Below are 17825 nucleotides of genomic sequence, written 5' to 3'. Positions count from 1 at the left end.
CCGGGTGATCTCTCGCAGACGCCGCCTACGACGGGCGCCGCCGCAGGTGCGTCGTGAGGTGGTGCTGTAGGGGTTGTCCCACGGCAGCCATGTCGTGGACGACCGTCATCGCGTCGCTCTCGACCGTGTAGTGCCGCCGTGTGCCGGTGACCTCCTTGGCCAGCGGGGTCAGCGCCACGTCCTTGGTCTCGATCTCGATCTCCGTACCGGACACCCGCCCGACGTAGGTCTCCACCACACCCGTCGGATGGGCGAGCACGACCTCCAGCGCGGCGTCGGGAGTCACCCGCCACCACCCGGCCTCACGACTCGCGGGCCGCACCGGCGCTCCGGACCCGTCGATCAGCCACGCGCGTGCTTCGTAGCGCAGGAAGGGGCGGCCGTCGTGGCTGAAGACGATCTCCTGCTCGTAGCGGAAGTCCTGCTCGAGGGTCGGGTACTCGCCCTGCCCCCGGCCGTGCCAGCGTCCCAGCAGGGGCAGTACGGGCCGCAGCAGCGGGTGCGGCTCGGGGCCCTCGCCGAGGACGTGGCTGTCAGGGTAGGGATTTTCCTGCACCGACTCGAACATGTTCACCTTGTCTGTCTGCGAGTACCGCTGATTCCCGCAGCTTAAGAGGTCATCTCATTTGGCGAGTCTGCGGGAGCAGATTAAGGTGCGGGCGATGCTGGTGAAGGCGAGGAAGTGTTCGGCTTTGCGTTCGTAGCGGCGGTGGAGTCGGCGACAGCCGGCGAGCCAGGCCATGGTGCATTCGATGGTCCAGCGATGGCGACCCACTCCTGGCGGCTCCGAGAGCCGCACCGACAAATGGAGAGATCAGTCGTTGAGCATCGAAATCAAGCCGGGGTGGACGCTGCGCGGTGCGGCGCGGTGCAACGTGGTTGACATGCGACGCACGGTCGATCGCCGAGGTGTCTCGGGTGTGAGGGCTCTGGCTATTGCGGTCGCCGTCACGTCGCTGTCGGTGCTGTCTGTGGGGTGTGGGGTGGACACCCCGCAACTCAACTACACGCCGGTGCGGATGGATCCCGACCCGGCGCGCACGAAGACGAGAGAGGTCTCCAGCCGCCTGCTGGAGATGGCCGGGGTCAAGGGCAGGGTCACGGAGTCCGACATGAGCGCCACGGCATGCGACACGTACGCCGACGACCGTTTCGCCATGCACCACTCCTGGTCGCTGTACGGCCTGACCGGCGACCAGGTCGACACCGGCATGGAGACCCTGCGGCACGCGCTTGGCGAGAATGGCTGGAAGATCATCAGGCAGAGCAAGACCAACAGCGTGGACCAGCACCCCGAGATCTACGCCGTGAACGAGACGGAGCACTTTTCGGTGGAGGCCACCGCCCTCCAGGGCGGGGGGAAGGAGCCCATGCTCGCCTTCATCGTCCACTCCGCCTGCTACCGCGCGGCCTCCCCCTACGCCGCGAACCACGCGTGACGGTTCCTCGATGCGCAGCTGAGCGGCCCGACGGTCCGGCCTAAGAAGTCATCTCATTTGGCGAGTCTGCGGTAGCAGATGAGGGTGCGGGCGATGCTGGTGAAGGCGAGGAAGTGCTCGGCCTTGCGTTCGTAGAGGCGGTGGAGTCGGCGACAGCCGGCGAGCCAGGCCATGGTTCGTTCTATGGTCCAGGTGCAGCTTGGCCCAGACCCGTGCCTTCGTCCACTCGGCGAAACGCCGGTGGGCTGTCGCCCCCGACGGCCCGCACGACGCCTTCGGCAACTGCTGCCATGTGCAGCCCGACCTGCTCGGAGTCGAGCGCGCTCAGAAGCAGTTGCAGTCCGTGGCGTAGAACAGCAGGAACACGGCCGTCCCTGCGGTCAGGGCGAAGCCGGCCGCGGTCAGGGCGGCGAGACCCCGACGACGCCCCTTCGCGGGGGTGCGGAAGGTCTGCCAGGCGCCGTGGGCGAGGAAGAGACCGAACAGTCCGGCCCCCGCGATGGTCAGGCGGGGGCTGAAGGACCAGCTCAGGTAGGCGATCAGAACGAGAAGGGCGAGCAGGGCGCAAGCGAGCAGGCTGAGGATCGCCTCGCCGAGGGTTTCGCCAACCGCCTCGATCAGGAACTCGCCGGCGCCTTTCACTGCTCTGCGGACCCCCATGACGCTCCTCCACCCCCGACGACGGCGCCCCGCGCGGGACCCCTCCTATCGAGGACCCGCGCGGGGCCCGAATGGTTGCCGAGCACGACTCGTCAGAAGCGGAACACGCCGAGGTCCCGCACCGTGTCGGCCAGGGCGCGGATGAGGTCGTTCTCGGCTTCGGTCCGCCAGACCAGGGCGAACTGCATGGTCGCCATGTCGGGGAGGGGAAGCCATCGGATGTTCGACATGCCCCAGTGCCTGGTGACATGGCCGGGGAAGGTGTGGATGATCTCGCCCATGCCGACGTGGCTGATCAGCTCATCGGCGTTGTCCGAGGTCGCGGACGTGATGCGTTCGATCCTGCGGCCCCGTGGGGTGTGGAAGGGCAGGTAGCTGTCCTCCCAGTAGTCCGGCAGGCCGTGGGCCGTGCCGTGCGGGAAGTCGGCGAGCAGCTCCAGCGGCACCGAGTCCCGTTCCGCGAGCCGGTGGTCGGAGGCCACGGCGAGGATCCGGGAGTCGGTGCACAGGGTCGGTCCGACGGTGAAGTCCGGTTCCTCCACCGGCAGCCAGAGGACCATGACGTCCGTGGCACCGCTGCGGAGCTGACCGAACACATCGGTGAAGGTCGCCTGGCGGATCTGGAGCCCCCAGTGCGGGTACCGCGCGCGAAAGGCCTTCCAATAGGGGTGCAGATCGGCGACGTTGAAGGGCATCAGGCTGACGCGGAGCTGTGCGGTGATGCCGCGGGCCGCCAGTTGGGCGCGTTCCAGGGATGCGTGCAGACCCGCGTAGACCGGTTGCAGATCGTCGCGGAACTGGCGGCCGACCTCCGTCAGGCGCACGGTGCGGCTGGTACGGGCGAACAGCTCGGCGCCGATGCGCCGTTCCTGCTTCTTGATGGCCTGGCTGACACGCGCCTGGGAGACGTGCAGCCGCTGTGCCGTCCGGCCGAAGTGCAGCTCCTCGGCCAGCACCAGGAAGATCTCGATGTCCCGCAGCTCCACCGGCCCACGGCCCTTCGTCGATAACCTGGCGGTTATCGAACCGCGCACAACCGTTCCTTGATCATACGTGCGAACCGCAAGATCTTTGAGGCATGCAGTCACGCGTGCAAGAACCCCCGTTCGTACGGTCGGACGCGGTGGGCCGTCGCCCCGCCAGCGCCTGCGTCCCGTCGTCGGCGCGTCTCGCCTTCAGTCATGTCGACGCAGTGGCCGGTGAGCACACCGGAACGCTGTCGGACCGCCCATGAGCGACGCCATCGACCTGACCGTGATGTACGCGGTGCACGATGCCCTGCGCCGGGAACTGGCCCATCTGGACCGGCTCACCACCGTCGCGGACCAGGACCCGCGGCAGGTCCTGGCCACCACTGCTGGGTGGACGCTGTTCAAGAAGGCCCTCCGCGCCCACCACACGGCCGAGGACGACGCACTGTGGCCGTCGCTGCGGCGGAACCTGGCCGGCCGGCCGAGGGACCTGGCGCTGCTGGAGGCGATGGAGGCCGAACACGCCGCCATCGGCACGGTGATCCGGGCCATCGACCGCGCGCTGACCGACCCCGGTGCCGGCTCGCTGTGGTTGGGGCAGCTTGCCGACGCGCTGACCCGCGGCCTGACGGGCCACCTCCAGCACGAGGAGGAAGCGGTGCTCCCGCTGATCCAACGGGCGCTGACGGCCGAGCAGTGGGGCCACTTCGGCCGGGTCCAGGCCCAGTACGTCGGTCAGGACGCACCGCTGCTGCTGCCGTGGCTGCTGGACGGTGCCGACGAACGGACGGCGGAAGGGCTCCTCGCCCGGCTGCCCGCACCCGCGTACGCCGCCTGCACCGCACGGTGGATCCCGGCGTACGCCGCTCTCGACCGTTGGAGTCGGAGCCCTACCGCCTGACGGCACTGCGGAGACCCGGAAGACCCAGAAGACCGGGAAGACCCGTAAGACCCGCATCCCGCCGCACCATCGCCGGCCGAGGCCGGCACCACCGGAATGAGAGACACGACATGCGCGTGCTGTTGATGGCGTACGGATCGCGCGGCGACATCGCGCCGCTGGCGGGACTGGCCGCCCAGCTGCGGAGACTCGGCGCGGCGGTACGCGTGTGCGCACCGCCGGACGAGGAGTTCGCGAAGCTGCTGGCCGGTGTCGGCGCGGAACTGGTGCCCTTCGGGCGGGACGTGCGCGCGCTGCGGACGGGAGCGCCGCCGTCGGACGCGGCCGCGTTCGCGGCCGAGCTGGTCGCCGCGCACTTCGACACGGTCGGCAAGGCGGCCGAGGGCTGCGACGTGCTGCTGGCGAGCGGCCTGATGCCGGCCGGCGCCCGCTCGGTGGCCGAGAAACTGGGCATCCGCTACGTGTACGCGGGCTTCCACCCCTTCGAGATGCCCTCCCCGCACTACCCGCCGCCGCCCCGGCCCGGCCCGCCGGCACCGCCCGAGATGACCGACAACCAGGCCCTGTGGGACCTGGACACCCAGAAGGTCAACGCCCTCTACCGGCAGGCCCTCAACGCCCACCGCGCGGCGATCGGCCTTGCACCGGTGGACGACGTGCGCGCCCACGTCTTCACCGAACGGCCCTGGCTGGCGGTGGACCCGGTCCTGGGCCCGTGGAAGGAACTACCGGACCTCGACGTCGTGCAGACGGGAGCGTGGATCCTGCACGACGAACGCCCCCTGCCCGCAGATCTGGAGGCGTTCCTGGACGCCGGCACCGCACCGGTGTACGTCGGCTTCGGCAGCATGCCCCTGAGCGCTGCCACCGAGATCGCCCGGACGGCCGTCGAGGCGGTCCGCGCGCAGGGCCGCCGGGTGCTCGTCTCCCGCGGCTGGGCGGACTTGGGCCTGGTGGACGACTCGGACGACTGCTTCGCCGTCGGCGACGTCAACCACCAGGCCCTGTTCCGCCGGGTCGCGGTCGTCGTACACCACGGTGGTGCGGGCACCACGACCACCGCCGCCCGAGCCGGTGCACCCCAGGTGGTGGTGGCCCAGTTCGTGGACCAGCCGTACTGGGCCGAGCGCGTGGCCGAGTTGGGCATCGGCGTGGCGCACGACGGCCCGACCCCGACCTTCACGTCCCTGTCGGCCGCACTCGCGACGGCCCTGACCCCCCGGACGGAGGCACGGGCGAAGGCCGTCGCCGACACGATCCGCACCGACGGGACCGCGGTGGCCGCGAAACTGCTCCTGGACGAGGGCCACGCCGCGCCGATGAGCCGCGAACGGATCTCCGCGATCGCCCATGCCGACCACCCGATCAAGTCTCCGCTCGCCGACGACTCGGTCGCCCGGCTGCTCGAACGCGGCCTGCCGCGGGGCGACGAGCGCGTGCTCGACCTCGGATGCGGCACGGCGGAGTGGCTCCTGCGCGCCCTGGAGACGCGCCCGCAGCTGCACGCCGAGGGAGTCGACGTCTCCGAAGTCGCCCTCGCGCAAGCCCGCCGGTCAGCGAGCGAACGAGGAGTCGACGAACGCCTGGTCCTGCACCAGCAGGAGGCCGCGGGCTTCGTCTCTCCCCAGCCGTTCGACCTGGTGATCAGCGTCGGCGCCGCGCACGCATTCGGTGGTCTCCTCCCCACCCTCGCGGCGGCCCGCAAGCACCTGGCTCCCGGCGGCCGCGTTCTGATCGGCGAGTCGTTCTGGGACCGCACCCCTTCAGCGGAGGCCGTCGAGATGTTCGGTGACCTCGCCGATCTGGCGACCACGGTGGACCTCGTCGTCGCCGACGGATGGACCCCCGTCCACGGCCACGTCAGCACGCGCAGCGAGCTGGACGCCTACGAATGGGCCTGCTGGGGCTCGCTGGCCGCATGGGCCCTGGAGCACCCTGACGATCCGGCCGCCGCACAGGCGTTGGAGACGGCCACCGCCGCGCGTACGGAGTGGCTGCACGGCTACCGGGACAGCTTCGGCTTCCTCTGCCTGGTGCTGCGTCGCACGTCGACTTGATCGAGCCGCTGCCCTCGCCACGCTGCCGGCCCCGTCCGCCCGGGCGTGACCGGGACCGGGTGACCGGTCGGGCGGACCCTCGATGCGGTTCGCCCGGACGGCCGTCCCGCCCCCGATGAACGGGGGTGGGGCGGGGCGGCCATCCGGGCGGTCACCCGGCGGTCTCAGCGGACCGACAGGGTCCCCGCGACCGACGCCGGTACCGGAGCGAGACCGGCCGGCCGGGTGGTGAAGGTGCCCCGGCCCTGCGTCCGGCCGCGCAGCCGGGACGCGTAGCCGAACAGCTCGGCCAGCGGCACGGCCGCCGTGATCACCGCGGTCCCGGCCTCGGCCGTGGAACCGCAGACCCGGCCGCGGCGGGCCGCGAGATCACCCAGCACACCCCCAACGCCGTCCTCCGGAACCGTCACCGTGACCTCGACGAGCGGTTCCAGGAGCTCCATCGTGCTCAGGCGCAGGGCCTCGCGCAGCCCGAACCGGCCCGCCGCGCGGAACGCCATCTCCGAAGAGTCCTTGGAGTGGGTCGCCCCGTCGGTGAGCGTGACCCGCAGCCCCGTCACCGGGAACCCGCCGAGCGGGCCCTCGGCGAGCGCGTCCCGGCAGCCGGCCTCCACGGCGCGCGCGTACTCCTGCGGTACGCGTCCGCCGACGACCGTCGACCGGAACTCGAAGCACGGCTCTTCCAACGGCTCCACGTCGAGGACGACGTGCGCGAACTGGCCCGCGCCACCGTCCTGTTTGACGTGCCGGTGGACGAGGCCGTCGACCCCGCGCACGACGGTCTCCCGGTAGGAGACCTGAGGCCGGCCGACCACGACCTCCACCCCGTGACCGCTGCGGATCTTCTCCACGGCGACCTCCAGGTGCAGCTCGCCCATGCCCGACAGCACGGTCTGGCCGCTCTCCGCGTCCGTCCGCACCACCAGCGACGGGTCCTCCTCGGCGAGCCGCGCCAGCGCCGCCGACAGCCGGCCCGTGTCGATGCTCCGCCGGGCCTCGACCGCGACCGACACCACCGGTTCGGCCACCGAAGGCGGTTCGAGGACCAGCGGGGCGCCCGGCGCGCACAGGGTCGTGCCCGCCCGGGCGGCCTTCAGCCCGATCACCGCGACGATGTCACCGGCCACCGCCTCCTCCCGTTCCTCGTGCCGGTCGGCCTGGACCCGCAGGATCCGGCCGACCCGCTCCGTACGGCCCGTGGCCGCGTCCAGTACCGTCGCGCCCTTGCGCAGGGTGCCCGCGTAGACCCGCAGGTACGTGAGCCGCCCGGTCGCCGTGGCCGTCACCTTGAAGGCGAGGGCCGTGAACGGCTCCGCCGGGTCGGGGGCGCGCTCCTGCTCCACACCGTCCGCCACCAGCCCCCGTACCGCGGGCATGTCGGCGGGCGACGGCAGGTACGCGAGGACGGCGTCCAGCAGCGGCTCGACCCCGCGGTTGCGGTACGCCGATCCGCACAGCACCACGACACCGCCGCCGCGCAGCGTCAGCTCCCGCAGGGCGCGCACCAGGGTCCGCTCCGTGAGGGCCGAGGCCGAGCAGAACTCCTCCAGGGCGTCGGCGTGCAGCTCCGCCACCGTCTCCTCCAGGAGCCGACGGCGCCGGGCCGCCTCCTCCCGCAGCGGCTCGGGCACGGGGCCCTCCTGGTAGCCGTCCGAGCCGGTCCGCCAGTTCAGCGAGCGCATCGCCAGGAGGTCGACGACGCCGGAGAACGAGCCCTCCGCTCCGATGGGCAGCTGTACCACCAGCGGAACGACGCCCAGGCGCTCGCGGATCGACGCGACCGCCGTGTCGAGGTCGGCGCCCGCCCGGTCCAGCTTGTTGACGAACGCGATCCGCGGCACACCGTGCCGGTCGGCCTGCCGCCACACCGTTTCGCTCTGCGGTTCGACGCCGGCGACCGCGTCGAACACCGCGACCGCCCCGTCCAGCACCCGCAGGGAACGCTCGACCTCGTCGGAGAAGTCGACGTGGCCCGGGGTGTCGATCAGGTTGACGCGGTGACCGTCCCAGGCGCAGCTCACGGCCGCGGCGAAGATGGTGATGCCGCGATCGCGTTCCTGGGGGTCGTGGTCGGTGACGGTGGTGCCGTGATGGACCTCGCCCCGCTTGTGGATGACACCGGTCGCGAAGAGGATCCGTTCGGTGATGGTGGTCTTGCCGGCGTCGACGTGGGCGAGGATGCCCAGGTTGCGGACGGCGGTGGGGGAAGAGGTGGTGCGGGGCTGCCTGTTGGCGCGCATGGCCCGAGGCCTTTCGTACGTGCGGAGGAAGAGGGCGGCGCGATTCCCGGAAACCGGCCCCCCGATCCTTCCGGGCAGCCGCAGCGCACGGCGGCGTCGCCGTCCCGTCCGGAAGGAGTCCGGGCAGGAGGACGTACGGGCTCGCGGGCTGGCGGGCGTACGGAGGGCGGGAGGGGCGGAACCCTAGAAGTGGGTTACGGGCATACGGTGACGGCCGCGCAGCCGGCACCGCGCGCTGCGAGACACCGGGATCACGTCGTACCGGGTCGGGGGAGCGAAGGCGGCGGTGCGGTACGTGCACATGGCGCGGCTCCCCTTCTCTTCACTCGGCATTAGGTGTGCGGTGCCCTGTCGGCAGCGCACACGGCGAGTCTAGTGATCGCGTCCTGCCGGGGCACCGGGTTTTCCGGCGCTTGCGCGGGACACGAGCGGCGATGTCGGACGGGACATGTACTGTGAGTGACGTACTGCTACTGAAAGTGATCGTTCGGTTGCGTCCGTGGGAGTCGTCGTGTCCATGTTGCTGATCAGAGGGTCGTTCCGGGTGAACGGCGGAGCCAAGCCGGACGGGGACACCATCCCCTTCATCCCGGACGACGTGGCGGACTGGAAACTCGTGCCGGGGTGCACCGGGGTCCTGCCCAAGGCGGACGGCCGAGCCTCCGTACGGCTGGAGGGCATCGACGCGCTGGAGACCCACTACACCAACGGCAGTTACGGGCCGGAGCGGCGCCAGCCGCTCAAGTTCGCGCGCGCGGCCGCCGATGCCCTTTTGACCTGGCTCCACTTCACCAGCGTCCAGTGGCACGACGACGGGACGGTCACCACCACCCCCGACCGAGTGCCCGGCTACATCCTCACCAGCGGCACGGACATGTTCGGCCGCTGCGTCGCCCTGGTCGGCCGCGGCACCCCGCCCGCGTACAGCGGCTATCGGATCGACGTCGACAAGAAGAAGCTGGAGCGGACCGCCAACCACCACCTGCTCTCGCTCGGCCTGGTCTACCCGACCTTCTACGAGGGCCTGCCCGTGGACCTGCGGGACGCCCTCAAGGCCGTCGCCCTGGAGGCGAAGGAGCACACGCCGCCGAAGGGCCTGTGGGCGAAGGACGTGACCGTCGAGGGGGCGGAGATCGACGGCATCGAATCGATCACGAACGACGACACGGGCGTGGTGATCCTCCCCAAACTGTTCCGCAGGCTGAAGGACTACTTCGACTTCGACCCCGAGAACTGCTCGCTGGCCTGTTTCCCCGCCTTCCTGGCCGCGGGCGAGGACAAGTTCCGCATCCTGCCCGGCGACGAGGTCCTCACCGGGTTCCACCAGCTGGTCGAGATCACGGACGATCAGATCCTGCGGATGACCCACCCCAGCGAGGACCTCCTCTTCGTGAACGGGTGAGCGCGGCCCACCCCGGCCGCCCCCGTCGCCCCGGCCCCGTCAGGTCCGGGGCGTCGTCGGCAGGCGCAGTACCAGCCGCGCGCCCCCGGCCCCGCCCGCACCGCCCTCGGCCGTGAGCGTCCCGCCGTGGTGGGTGCCCAGGTCGCGGGCGATGGCGAGCCCCAGTCCGGCTCCGCCGTGGTCGCGGCTGCGCGAGTCGTCGAGACGCGTGAAACGCTCGAAGATCCGCTCCCGGTCGGCCGCGGGGATACCGGGGCCGTCGTCGACGACCTCCAGCACGGCCGTGCCCGGACTCGCCTCCTTCGTGGTGCGCAGGGTGACGTCCACGCGCACGTCCGCGTAGCGCTGCGCGTTGTCGACGAGGTTGGTGACGATGCGGCCGAGCCATAGCGCGCCGGCGGTGACCTCGACATCGGGTTCCAGTCGCAGCCGAACGGGGACCCGGTCGCCGAGCCGGCCCTCCACCACCTCGCGCACCAGGGCGGTCAGGTCCAGCGGGGCGTCGGCCACCGGCTGGGCCGCGTCGATCCGGGCGAGCAACAGCAGGTCGGCCGTGAGGCGCTGGAGCCGTTCGATGTCCTCCAGGGCCCCGGAGATCAGCTCGGGCCACAGTTCCGGGTCCCGGACGGCCAGCGCCACTTCCAGCTGGGTGCGCAGGACGGTGATGGGGCTGCGCAGTTCGTGGGAGGCGTCGGCGATGAACTGCCGCTGGCGGATCCCGGAGGCCTCCAGCCGGTCCAGGGTGGCGTTCATGGTCTCGGCCAGCCGGGCGACCTCGTCGTGGGTGGCGGGCACCGGCACCCGGCGGTGCAGGCCCCGGTCGGAGATCTCGGCGACTTCGGCCCGGATCTCCTCCACCGGCCGCAGCGCATGGCCGGTGACCCGCCAGGTCACCAGGGCTACGGTGGCCAGCAGCAGGGGCATGCCGATGACGAGGGCGGCGGTGGTCGTGTCGTCGGCCGCGTCCGCGTCCCGCAGGGAGGCGCCGGCGTAGACGGTGGCCATGCCGTCCGGGGTTTCCGTGACGACCTGGACGACCCGCTGCCGGTACTCACCGTCCAGCGGGCGGACCCGCCACGTGTGGAACCGGGTTCCCGGAGCGCCGGGGCCGGGCGGCGGGAAGGCGGGCACCCCGGCCAGGTTCGGGCTGGCGAACAGGACGCGTCCGTCGGCGCCCACCACCTGGACGAAGTCGATGCCGCGGGCCGGCGGCCGGACGCGGCCCAGCTTCCCGGCGGCAGCGAGCTGCGCCACGGTCTCGGCCTGGCGCCGGGCGTCGCTCTCCGCGTTGCGGAGCAGGTTCGCCTCCAGCAGCCCGAGCAGGGCGAACGAGGCGAGCGCCAGGGCCGCGGCCACCACCACGCTCGCGCCCACGGTGGCCCGTGCCCGTACCGTGGTCGGCCACAGCCGGCGCAACACCGGCCACCGGCGCAGCACCGCGCCGGGGACCGCGCACAGGGCGGTGCACAGGGCGGCGCGCACGCGCCCGCGCCGGCCGGGACGTTCGACCTCGACCCCGACCTCAGCCACCGTCGGCCGCCAAACGGTAGCCCGCTCCGCGCACGGTCTCCACCGCGGCGCGGCCGAACGGCGCGTCGATCTTGCGGCGGACGGCGCTGACGTGAACCTCGACCACATTGGGATCGCCGTCGAAGGCGCTGTCCCACACCTGTTCCAGGATGTCCCGCTTGGGCACCACCTCGCCCGAGCGCCGGGCCAAGTACTCCAGGACCGCGAACTCCCGCGCCGTCAGCCGTATCTCCGTGCCGCCGCGGGAACAGGAGTGCCGGGCGGGGTCGAGCAGCAGGTCGCCGAACCGCATCACCTGGGGCCGCCGACGACCCGTACGCCGGCCGAGCGCCCGGAGCCGGGCGACCAGGACGAGGTAGGAGAACGGCTTGGACAAGAAGTCGTCGGCGCCCGTGTCGAGCGCTTCCGCCTCGTCGTACTCGCCGTCCTTCGCCGTCAGCATCAAGATCCCCGACTCGTTGCCGGCCGCGCGCAGCCTCGCGCACACCCGGTACCCGTTCAGCCCGGGCAGCATGATGTCCAGCACGATGAGGTCGTAGTCGTGCTCCGTGGCCATCCACAGGCCCTGGGTCCCGTCGTGGGCCACGTCCACCGAGAACCCCTCCGACTGAAGCCCTCGCTGCAGGGCCACGGCGAGCCGCCGTTCGTCCTCCACCACCAGTACGCGCATGCCAGACAGGATCTCAGTACCTCCCCGCCGCCACCTGAAGAGGTCTTCAGGTGGCTTCAGCGGGGCTTCAGGTTCCGCTCAGCATGCTCTGGAACGAGCCGCGCACCGCGCCCGGTTGTCCTGAGGAGTGCCTGTATGTCTGATTCCGTCCCGCCGTCCGAGCCGGCTGAGCCGGCCGAGACCGCCGCCGTGAAGGCTCCGGCGACCGCCCCGGTGACCGCTCCCGAGGCGGAGGCCCGCAAGTCCGCGGCCCTGGGCCGCGTCGTCCCCCGTGGCAAGCGCGCCCGCTGGGTGGCGGCGGGCGCGGTCGCGGTGGTGGTCGTCGGCGGAGCGGTGGTGGCCGCGGCCGGGCACCACGACCACCACATGCGCGTCGAGCGGGGCCCGCACACGGCGTGGGCCGGACCGGGACCCGAGGGCGGCCTCCGGGGCGGCCCGCACGCCGCAGAACCGCGGCACGAGCGGGAGCAGGGCGAGCCCGGCCGCCCCGCGGGCCCCAAAGCACCCGGTGAGCAGGGCCGACCCGGAGGCGCCGACGGACGCGCGGGCTCCACCAGGAACGCCCCGGCGCCCGCGCCGATCCCCTCCCTGGCCATCGGCGAGGCGGCCGAGAAGGCCGCCGCGGCCGTGCCGGGCGGGAAGGTCGCCGGCCTGCGCGCGGTCGCCCAGGAGGGCGGCGGCAGCGCCTGGCTGGCCGTGGTCATCGGTTCCGACGGCGTCCGGCACGCGGTCACCGTGTCCGGCACGGACGGCACGATCACCAGCAACACCACCAAGGACCACTAACGACCGCGGGGGACCACCACGGCCTACGGTGTCATGGCCCGGCCCCCGATCCCGGGGGCCCCGCCGAGCTGGCCCCGCCACCAGGCCGCCATCTCCCCGCCGTCCATGCCCGCCCAGGCCGGGGTCCGCTCGACCTGGGCGCGGCCCAGCCGGCGGGCCAGCGCGACCAGCTCCCGTCCGGCCGCGCCGCGGGTCTCCTCGTATCCGCGCAGCAGCTCCTCGAAGGACCCGCAGAGGCGCCAGCCGTCGGCGAGGGCGGTGGCGTCCTGGAGCGCCTTGGCGGCGCCGCTCGTGTTGTGCGGGCGCACGACGCTCGCCGCGTCCCCCGCGAGCAGCAGCCGACCGGCGGCGGTGCGCGTGGTCTCCATGTCGTAGATCGGCTGGACGAAGGTGTCCGCCGGGTCGGTCAGCGCCAGCGCCCGCGCCCAGTACGGCGGGAACTCGCGAGCGAGCAACGCCGCGAGGTGTCCCGCCAGTTCGGGGGTGAGGCCGCCCGGCGGGAAACTCGTCGGATCGCCCTGGCGCAGCTGCCCGTCCTGCGGCGGAGAGGCGTACAGCACCCAGTTCACCCGCGGTCCCTCCGGCCCGGGAATCCGATAGATGACGCACGAACCGCCGGGGAAGCAGACCGTGGTCCCCGCCTCCGGCACCGACTCCGCCACGCTGCCGAGCCCCGCGAGCAGCGCCGCGTCGAAGTTTCCGCGCCAGCACACGTAACCGGCGTACTGCGGCCGGGCATCCGGGCAGAGCGCCGTGCGCACCACCGACCGGTACCCGTCGGCACCGACCACCAGGTCGTACCGCTCGACGGACCCGCCCGCGAGCCGCACCCGGGCGCCCGCGTCCCCGGTCTCCTCGACCCCCGTCACCGCCTCCCCCTGCCGGTAGACCACCGACTTCGGCACGGACTCCCGAAGTCCGTGCCAGAGCAGGCCCCAGTGATAGGAGTGGAACGGGAACGGCTGCTCCCAGATCACCCGCCCGCCCGGCCCGTGGGCGTCGTCCCGGACCACCCAGCGGCGCCGCTCCAGAGGGTGCGCGGCGATCCCCCCGGGCAGCGCGCCGCTCGCGCCGAGCTCGGCGGCCCGCTCGTCGTGGATGCACAGGCCGACGCCCCGGTCCTGCAGCCGCCCGCTCGTGCGCTCCAGCACCACCACCTCATCGGCGCCCGCCCGCGCCGCCGCCGTCGCGACGGCGCACCCCGCGATGCTCCCGCCGACCACCGCGATCGTTCCACCGCGCATAGCCGCTTCCTCCTCCTGTCGATGGACAGCACTCGAGTGACCCTCACAGGGCCGGTCGTCGCACGGAAGACCGCGTCGCCGGGGGAGCGGGCCGCACCGCACCCTGGAGGGCCAGTGCGGTGAGCACGACCAGCGAGTCCGTCCAGCCCAAGGGCGCCACGGCGGACGGCAGCCCGGCCCCGTTCACCGTTTCGGGCAGCTCGCCCAGCCCGTTGCGCTTCGACAGCACCCAGTCGAGCACCGCTCCCGCCTTCGCCGGCTCACCGGTACCGGCCCAGGCGAGGGCGAAGAAGGAGGTGCTGGCCGTCCACGCGTACGAACCCCAGCTGAAGGAGGGGTCGTTGCCGGGCGAGACCCCGCCGTTCGGCAGCAGCAGCGCCCGGTAGGTGGAGTCCAGCGCCTCGCCGAGACCGGCCGGGGCGGCGTTGAACGGGGGTGCCATGAACGCCACCGCGCTGTCCCGGCCGTGCTCGCCGTCGACCGTCCGCTGGTACCCCAGCGGGGCGAAGGAGGTGGCGATCGCGGTCGACAGCCGCCGGGCCGCCTCCGCCCAGCGCTCCGCGTCCGCGCCCATGTCCAGCTGCGCGGCCAGGTCGGCCGCGGAGTTGAGCCCGGCCAGCAGGGGAGCGGCGGTACCGATGTTGGCCGTCGTCGTGTCCAGCTCCCAGTAGTCCGGAGAGGCCGGAGGCAGCCCGTCCGGCCCGAGGCAACGGGCGGCGTAGTCGGCCGCCTTGCGCACCATCGGGTAGAGCGCGCGCAGCCGTTCCTCCCGCCCGGCGGGCGGCGCCGCCCGGTACCACTGCCACGTGGCCCAGGGCACCCAGCCATTGGCATCCAACTGCCACTTCCGCGCATCCGGCGGACCGCTGCCGTCCAGTACGGTACGGGCCTCCCAGGTCCCGTCGGCCCGCTGGGTGAGCGCGTCGTAGCCCAGGATCCGGTAGGCCTCCTCGTCGTGCCCGGTGGCGGCGAAGGCCACCGCCGCGAACGCCCCGTCGCGCGGCCAGGAGTACTCCCAGGGCGGCGCCCACGCCGCCGCGAACGCGCCGCCCGGCCTCAGCAGCGCCCGCATCGACAACAGGGCGCGCTGCGACGCGGCCCGCTGCGCGTCGGTGGTCCCCGGCACCTCGCCCGCCGCCAGCCACGCGCGGCTCTCCTCGACCTGGGCCAGGGCGCCCGGGTCGTCCGCCTCGACCACCGTCGACGCCGGGGCCCCGTCGGGGAGGTACCGCCACCGGCCCGAGGGCAGGCGCAGCACGTTGCTCCCGTCGACGTAGGAGGCACCCACGGCGAAGGCGGGCAGGACGGCCTCGGTGGCGACCCGGTTGGTCAGCAGGCCCGACGTGCGGGCGGCGAGCGCCGAGGCGGGGACGTAGCAGGGCTCGCTCTCCCCGCAGCGCTCGCTGCCGGTGGGATTGACGTGGAAGGCGAGCCGGGAACCGTAGGCGTGCCAGCCGCCCCAGTACGCCCTGTCGTAGTTCCAGCTGGTCAGCGAGCCGGGCACCGACCGCGTGGTGCCGTACCAGGCGATCGGCCCGCTCTCCGCGGTGCTCGCCTGGAGGAACAGGTGGTAGGTGGTGCCCGCGGTGACGGCGGCGCTCAGCGGGAACTCGACCCAACCGGCGCCGGCGCCACCGAGCGCCGCGAGGTCCAGGGTCGACGAGGCGATCACCGACCCCGCGTCCTCGCGGACCCGGCGGACCTGCGCGGTCACGGTGCCCGTCGCCGCCCCGCTGCCCAGCCAGACGCTCACCCGGGAGAGCCGGGTGCCGTCCACCGTGAACTCCTGGGCCGCAGCGTTGTTCGTGGCCTTCACGCTGAACAGCGCGCTCTCGTGGCCGACCTGGCCGTCGTAGGGCGCGGCGGCCGCGGCGTGCGGGAGCGCGGCGGGCACCCCGGTGAGTGCCAGGCAGAGCACGGCGGGCAGCAAGGTCCTCGCGAACGCCATCTGTACAGCCCCTTCCTACTCGACGGGCGCGCGGGCCGCAGGGGCCGGGGCACCGAAGGCTGGACCCACCATGCAGGTACGGGCCACCGGGGAGGAGGGAGTCGGGACGTGTCCCACCGGATGGGGCCGCAGCGACATCCGATCGTGTGACAGGAACAGCGGAAGGGACCCCGGTCGGGCGCGCTTCGGTGACGGAGGCGCTCGGCAGGCACGCCGGGGCGCGCGTGAGCGGACCGGGGCGCGCGAAGGAGCGGATGCGCTCGTTTCAGAAGATTTCCAGGGCCCGGCTTGCACGATCGGGCTCGCTTTCCGATGGGGTGGTGAATGGGAGCGCATGGTGCTCCACGGCTGCCGGTCGGGGGGCAGGCATGCCGGTTGCTCGTGATCCACTTGAAAGGTTCCGCGCCGACGTGAATGTTGCCGAGACGACCGCCCTCGCTCTGTTAGCCACCAGTGACCGTTATCGCGCCATCGATGTGTTCAGGGCGCCCATGCGCCTGCCGGGCGCGGGGGTACGGACGGGAACCGGCGGACCATCCGCCGGCCACCGCCGTGCCGCCCCCCGCACCCGCCACCATGAGGTCCCCGCCGTCCCGGCGTGCGGCGACGAACAGCTGCTGTGGGGGAGCGTATGAGCGAAGGCGATTTCGATCCATCGGGGGACCAGGCGGTCTCCAGCGAACTGGCCGGCGTGCTGCCGGTGGACTTCACCGCGTTCCACTCCCAACAGCACCGTGCCTATCTGCGCTATGCCCACCTGCAGTTGGGAAACCCCAAGGACGCCGAGGAAGTCGTCGACGACGTGTTCACCTTCCTGCTGAAGGTGTGGCGGCAGGCCCTGAAGGAGGCGAGCCTCCACGGCTTCGCGTGGGCGGTGCTGCGCGAGCACGTCGAACGGCGGCTGGCGGCCCTGGGCCGACAGGTCGCGATGGTGGAGACGGCGTGGTTCGCAGCGCTGCGCCGCTCCTCCAGAGAACGGCTGGAACTGCTGGAGTCGAAACTCGGGCTGTACGCGGCGATCGCGGGCCTGTCCGAGCGGCAGTACGACGTGGTGCTGCTGGCCTTCCTGATGGGCAACGACTCCGAAACGGTCGCCCGGATGATGGGGATCACCCCCGCGACGGTCCGGTCGCACATCCGCGGCGCACGCCGAACCCTGTCCCGCAAGCTCGGGGTGGAATGGATCCCCGGAGAGGAGAAGGACTAGTGAGCGACATGCCCCGCCACCGCGACATGCCGCTGTGCGAACTGGACGCGGCCCTAGCGGACGCGACGGTACTCGCGGAGGAGTACGCCGGATACGACGAGGGCGCCGCCCGCCGTCGGATCGCCCGCCGGATCGTCGCCGACCGCGCCCGCTCGGCGATCGGCACCACCGGCCCCCCCGCCACCGCGACCCCGCCGCCACGGGGACCGGCCGCATCCGCACCCGCATGCGCCTCCGCGTTCGCCACAGCAGCCGATGACCTCATCCTGGACGCCGCCTGTCACGTGCGCGCCGCCCGGGGTCTGGACGACCTCACCTGGTGCCTCGTGGAGAGCCGGCCCTTCGCCGAACTCGCCCTCGACGCCGATTCCTGGCCGCACGGCGTGGACTCGGCCCTGTTGTTCGGCTGCCTGCTCCACCTGGCCGACCGGACGGAGGACGCGCAGTTCTGGTTCCAGTACGCGGCCGGGGCGGGCTCGCAGACCGCCGCCCACTGCCTCTACCTCCTGCACCTCGCCCGGGCCGAGGTCGCGACCGCCCGCCACTGGAAGGGCCAGGCCCAGATCCTGCCCCCGGAAGAGCACCTGCCGCCCCTGCCACCGCTCCCGGAACGCCTCGAAGGGGCCCTCGGGGCCTCGGTCATCTGGACCACCCCGCCCATCACCACCCAGGACCTCACCGCCCTCACCACCGGACCCGGACGGGCCGGCCGGTCCCCGTGCAGGCTCCCCGCACGACTGCGCCATGCGGTCACCGCCCGCCCCCGCAAG

The 17825-nt window shown here is 72.6% G+C and carries 14 protein-coding genes and 3 pseudogenes; 7 read left to right on the top strand and 10 right to left on the bottom strand.

Features of this window, described 5'->3' with window-relative positions; translation table 11 throughout:
* Nucleotides 1-25: 25 nt before the first annotated feature.
* Both ACIQK6_RS01475 and ACIQK6_RS01470 read right to left on the bottom strand, forming a co-directional pair.
* The gene (locus ACIQK6_RS01475; RefSeq protein WP_402694080.1) at nucleotides 26-568 is read right to left on the bottom strand and encodes an FABP family protein; all 543 of its coding nucleotides are present in this window, start codon (nucleotides 566-568) and stop codon (nucleotides 26-28) included.
* Between the two features lie 54 nt (nucleotides 569-622).
* Nucleotides 623-775: pseudogene (locus ACIQK6_RS01470) on the bottom strand (transposase); the annotation flags it as partial.
* Nucleotides 776-983: 208 nt separating this feature from the next.
* Here ACIQK6_RS01470 and ACIQK6_RS01465 point away from each other — a divergent pair.
* Nucleotides 984-1439 carry a hypothetical protein gene (locus tag ACIQK6_RS01465; RefSeq protein ID WP_402694079.1) on the top strand — a complete coding sequence of 152 codons (456 nt, stop codon included), beginning with the start codon at nucleotides 984-986 and terminating at the stop codon, nucleotides 1437-1439.
* Between the two features lie 53 nt (nucleotides 1440-1492).
* On the opposite strand, the pseudogene ACIQK6_RS01460 reads toward ACIQK6_RS01465, so the two are convergent.
* The 3 genes and pseudogenes from ACIQK6_RS01460 to ACIQK6_RS01450 form a co-directional block, all read right to left on the bottom strand.
* Nucleotides 1493-1630 (bottom strand): annotated as a pseudogene (locus ACIQK6_RS01460) (IS5/IS1182 family transposase); the annotation flags it as partial.
* Nucleotides 1631-1763: 133 nt separating this feature from the next.
* A complete protein-coding gene (locus ACIQK6_RS01455) occupies nucleotides 1764-2099 on the bottom strand; it encodes a lysine transporter LysE (protein WP_329106120.1) in 336 nt (111 codons plus the stop codon).
* A gap of 92 nt (nucleotides 2100-2191) precedes the next feature.
* Complete coding sequence (locus ACIQK6_RS01450) at nucleotides 2192-3085, bottom strand: LysR family transcriptional regulator (RefSeq protein ID WP_329106122.1); 894 nt, start codon at nucleotides 3083-3085, stop codon at nucleotides 2192-2194.
* Nucleotides 3086-3329: 244 nt separating this feature from the next.
* On the opposite strand from ACIQK6_RS01450, the gene ACIQK6_RS01445 reads away from it, so the two are divergent.
* The 3 genes and pseudogenes from ACIQK6_RS01445 to ACIQK6_RS01435 all read left to right on the top strand — a co-directional run bounded on the left by ACIQK6_RS01445 (nucleotide 3330) and on the right by ACIQK6_RS01435 (nucleotide 6028).
* Complete coding sequence (locus tag ACIQK6_RS01445; protein WP_329106124.1) at nucleotides 3330-3971, top strand: hemerythrin domain-containing protein; 642 nt, start codon at nucleotides 3330-3332, stop codon at nucleotides 3969-3971.
* A gap of 110 nt (nucleotides 3972-4081) precedes the next feature.
* Nucleotides 4082-5272 (top strand): annotated as a pseudogene (locus tag ACIQK6_RS01440) (glycosyltransferase); the annotation flags it as partial.
* Between the two features lie 18 nt (nucleotides 5273-5290).
* Complete coding sequence (locus tag ACIQK6_RS01435) at nucleotides 5291-6028, top strand: SAM-dependent methyltransferase (RefSeq protein ID WP_402694275.1); 738 nt, start codon at nucleotides 5291-5293, stop codon at nucleotides 6026-6028.
* Nucleotides 6029-6192: 164 nt separating this feature from the next.
* Here ACIQK6_RS01435 and fusA read toward each other — a convergent pair whose 3' ends face one another.
* Complete coding sequence (fusA, locus tag ACIQK6_RS01430; RefSeq protein WP_402694078.1) at nucleotides 6193-8268, bottom strand: elongation factor G; 2076 nt, start codon at nucleotides 8266-8268, stop codon at nucleotides 6193-6195.
* A 517-nt stretch (nucleotides 8269-8785) separates the two neighbouring features.
* Between fusA and ACIQK6_RS01425 the strand changes: the two genes are divergently transcribed.
* A complete protein-coding gene (locus ACIQK6_RS01425) occupies nucleotides 8786-9670 on the top strand; it encodes a nuclease (RefSeq protein ID WP_329106128.1) in 885 nt (294 codons plus the stop codon).
* 39 nt (nucleotides 9671-9709) lie between these two features.
* On the opposite strand, the gene ACIQK6_RS01420 is transcribed toward ACIQK6_RS01425, so the two are convergent.
* Nucleotides 9710-11086 (bottom strand): sensor histidine kinase, encoded by a 1377-nt coding sequence (locus ACIQK6_RS01420; protein WP_402694274.1) that lies wholly within the window; start codon nucleotides 11084-11086, stop codon nucleotides 9710-9712.
* Nucleotides 11087-11192: 106 nt separating this feature from the next.
* Nucleotides 11193-11870: a response regulator transcription factor gene (locus ACIQK6_RS01415; RefSeq protein WP_266600929.1), complete on the bottom strand. Its 678-nt coding sequence runs from the start codon at nucleotides 11868-11870 to the stop codon at nucleotides 11193-11195.
* A 135-nt stretch (nucleotides 11871-12005) separates the two neighbouring features.
* Between ACIQK6_RS01415 and ACIQK6_RS01410 the strand changes: the two genes are divergently transcribed.
* Nucleotides 12006-12656 (top strand): hypothetical protein, encoded by a 651-nt coding sequence (locus ACIQK6_RS01410; RefSeq protein ID WP_329106132.1) that lies wholly within the window; start codon nucleotides 12006-12008, stop codon nucleotides 12654-12656.
* A 23-nt stretch (nucleotides 12657-12679) separates the two neighbouring features.
* On the opposite strand, the gene ACIQK6_RS01405 is transcribed toward ACIQK6_RS01410, so the two are convergent.
* Nucleotides 12680-13900 carry an FAD-dependent monooxygenase gene (locus ACIQK6_RS01405; RefSeq protein WP_329106133.1) on the bottom strand — a complete coding sequence of 407 codons (1221 nt, stop codon included), beginning with the start codon at nucleotides 13898-13900 and terminating at the stop codon, nucleotides 12680-12682.
* A gap of 43 nt (nucleotides 13901-13943) precedes the next feature.
* The gene (locus ACIQK6_RS01400) at nucleotides 13944-15848 is read right to left on the bottom strand and encodes a hypothetical protein (RefSeq protein WP_329106135.1); all 1905 of its coding nucleotides are present in this window, start codon (nucleotides 15846-15848) and stop codon (nucleotides 13944-13946) included.
* A 631-nt stretch (nucleotides 15849-16479) separates the two neighbouring features.
* Between ACIQK6_RS01400 and ACIQK6_RS01395 the strand changes: the two genes are divergently transcribed.
* Nucleotides 16480-17055 (top strand): sigma-70 family RNA polymerase sigma factor, encoded by a 576-nt coding sequence (locus tag ACIQK6_RS01395; RefSeq protein ID WP_329106137.1) that lies wholly within the window; start codon nucleotides 16480-16482, stop codon nucleotides 17053-17055.
* Nucleotides 17056-17825: the final 770 nt, after the last annotated feature.

Origin of the sequence: Streptomyces sp. NPDC091682, from assembly GCF_044756625.1 — a bacterium.
Lineage (GTDB): Bacteria > Actinomycetota > Actinomycetes > Streptomycetales > Streptomycetaceae > Streptomyces.
Note: the sequence above shows the minus strand (reverse complement) of the source record. Positions and strands in the feature narration are given on the sequence as shown.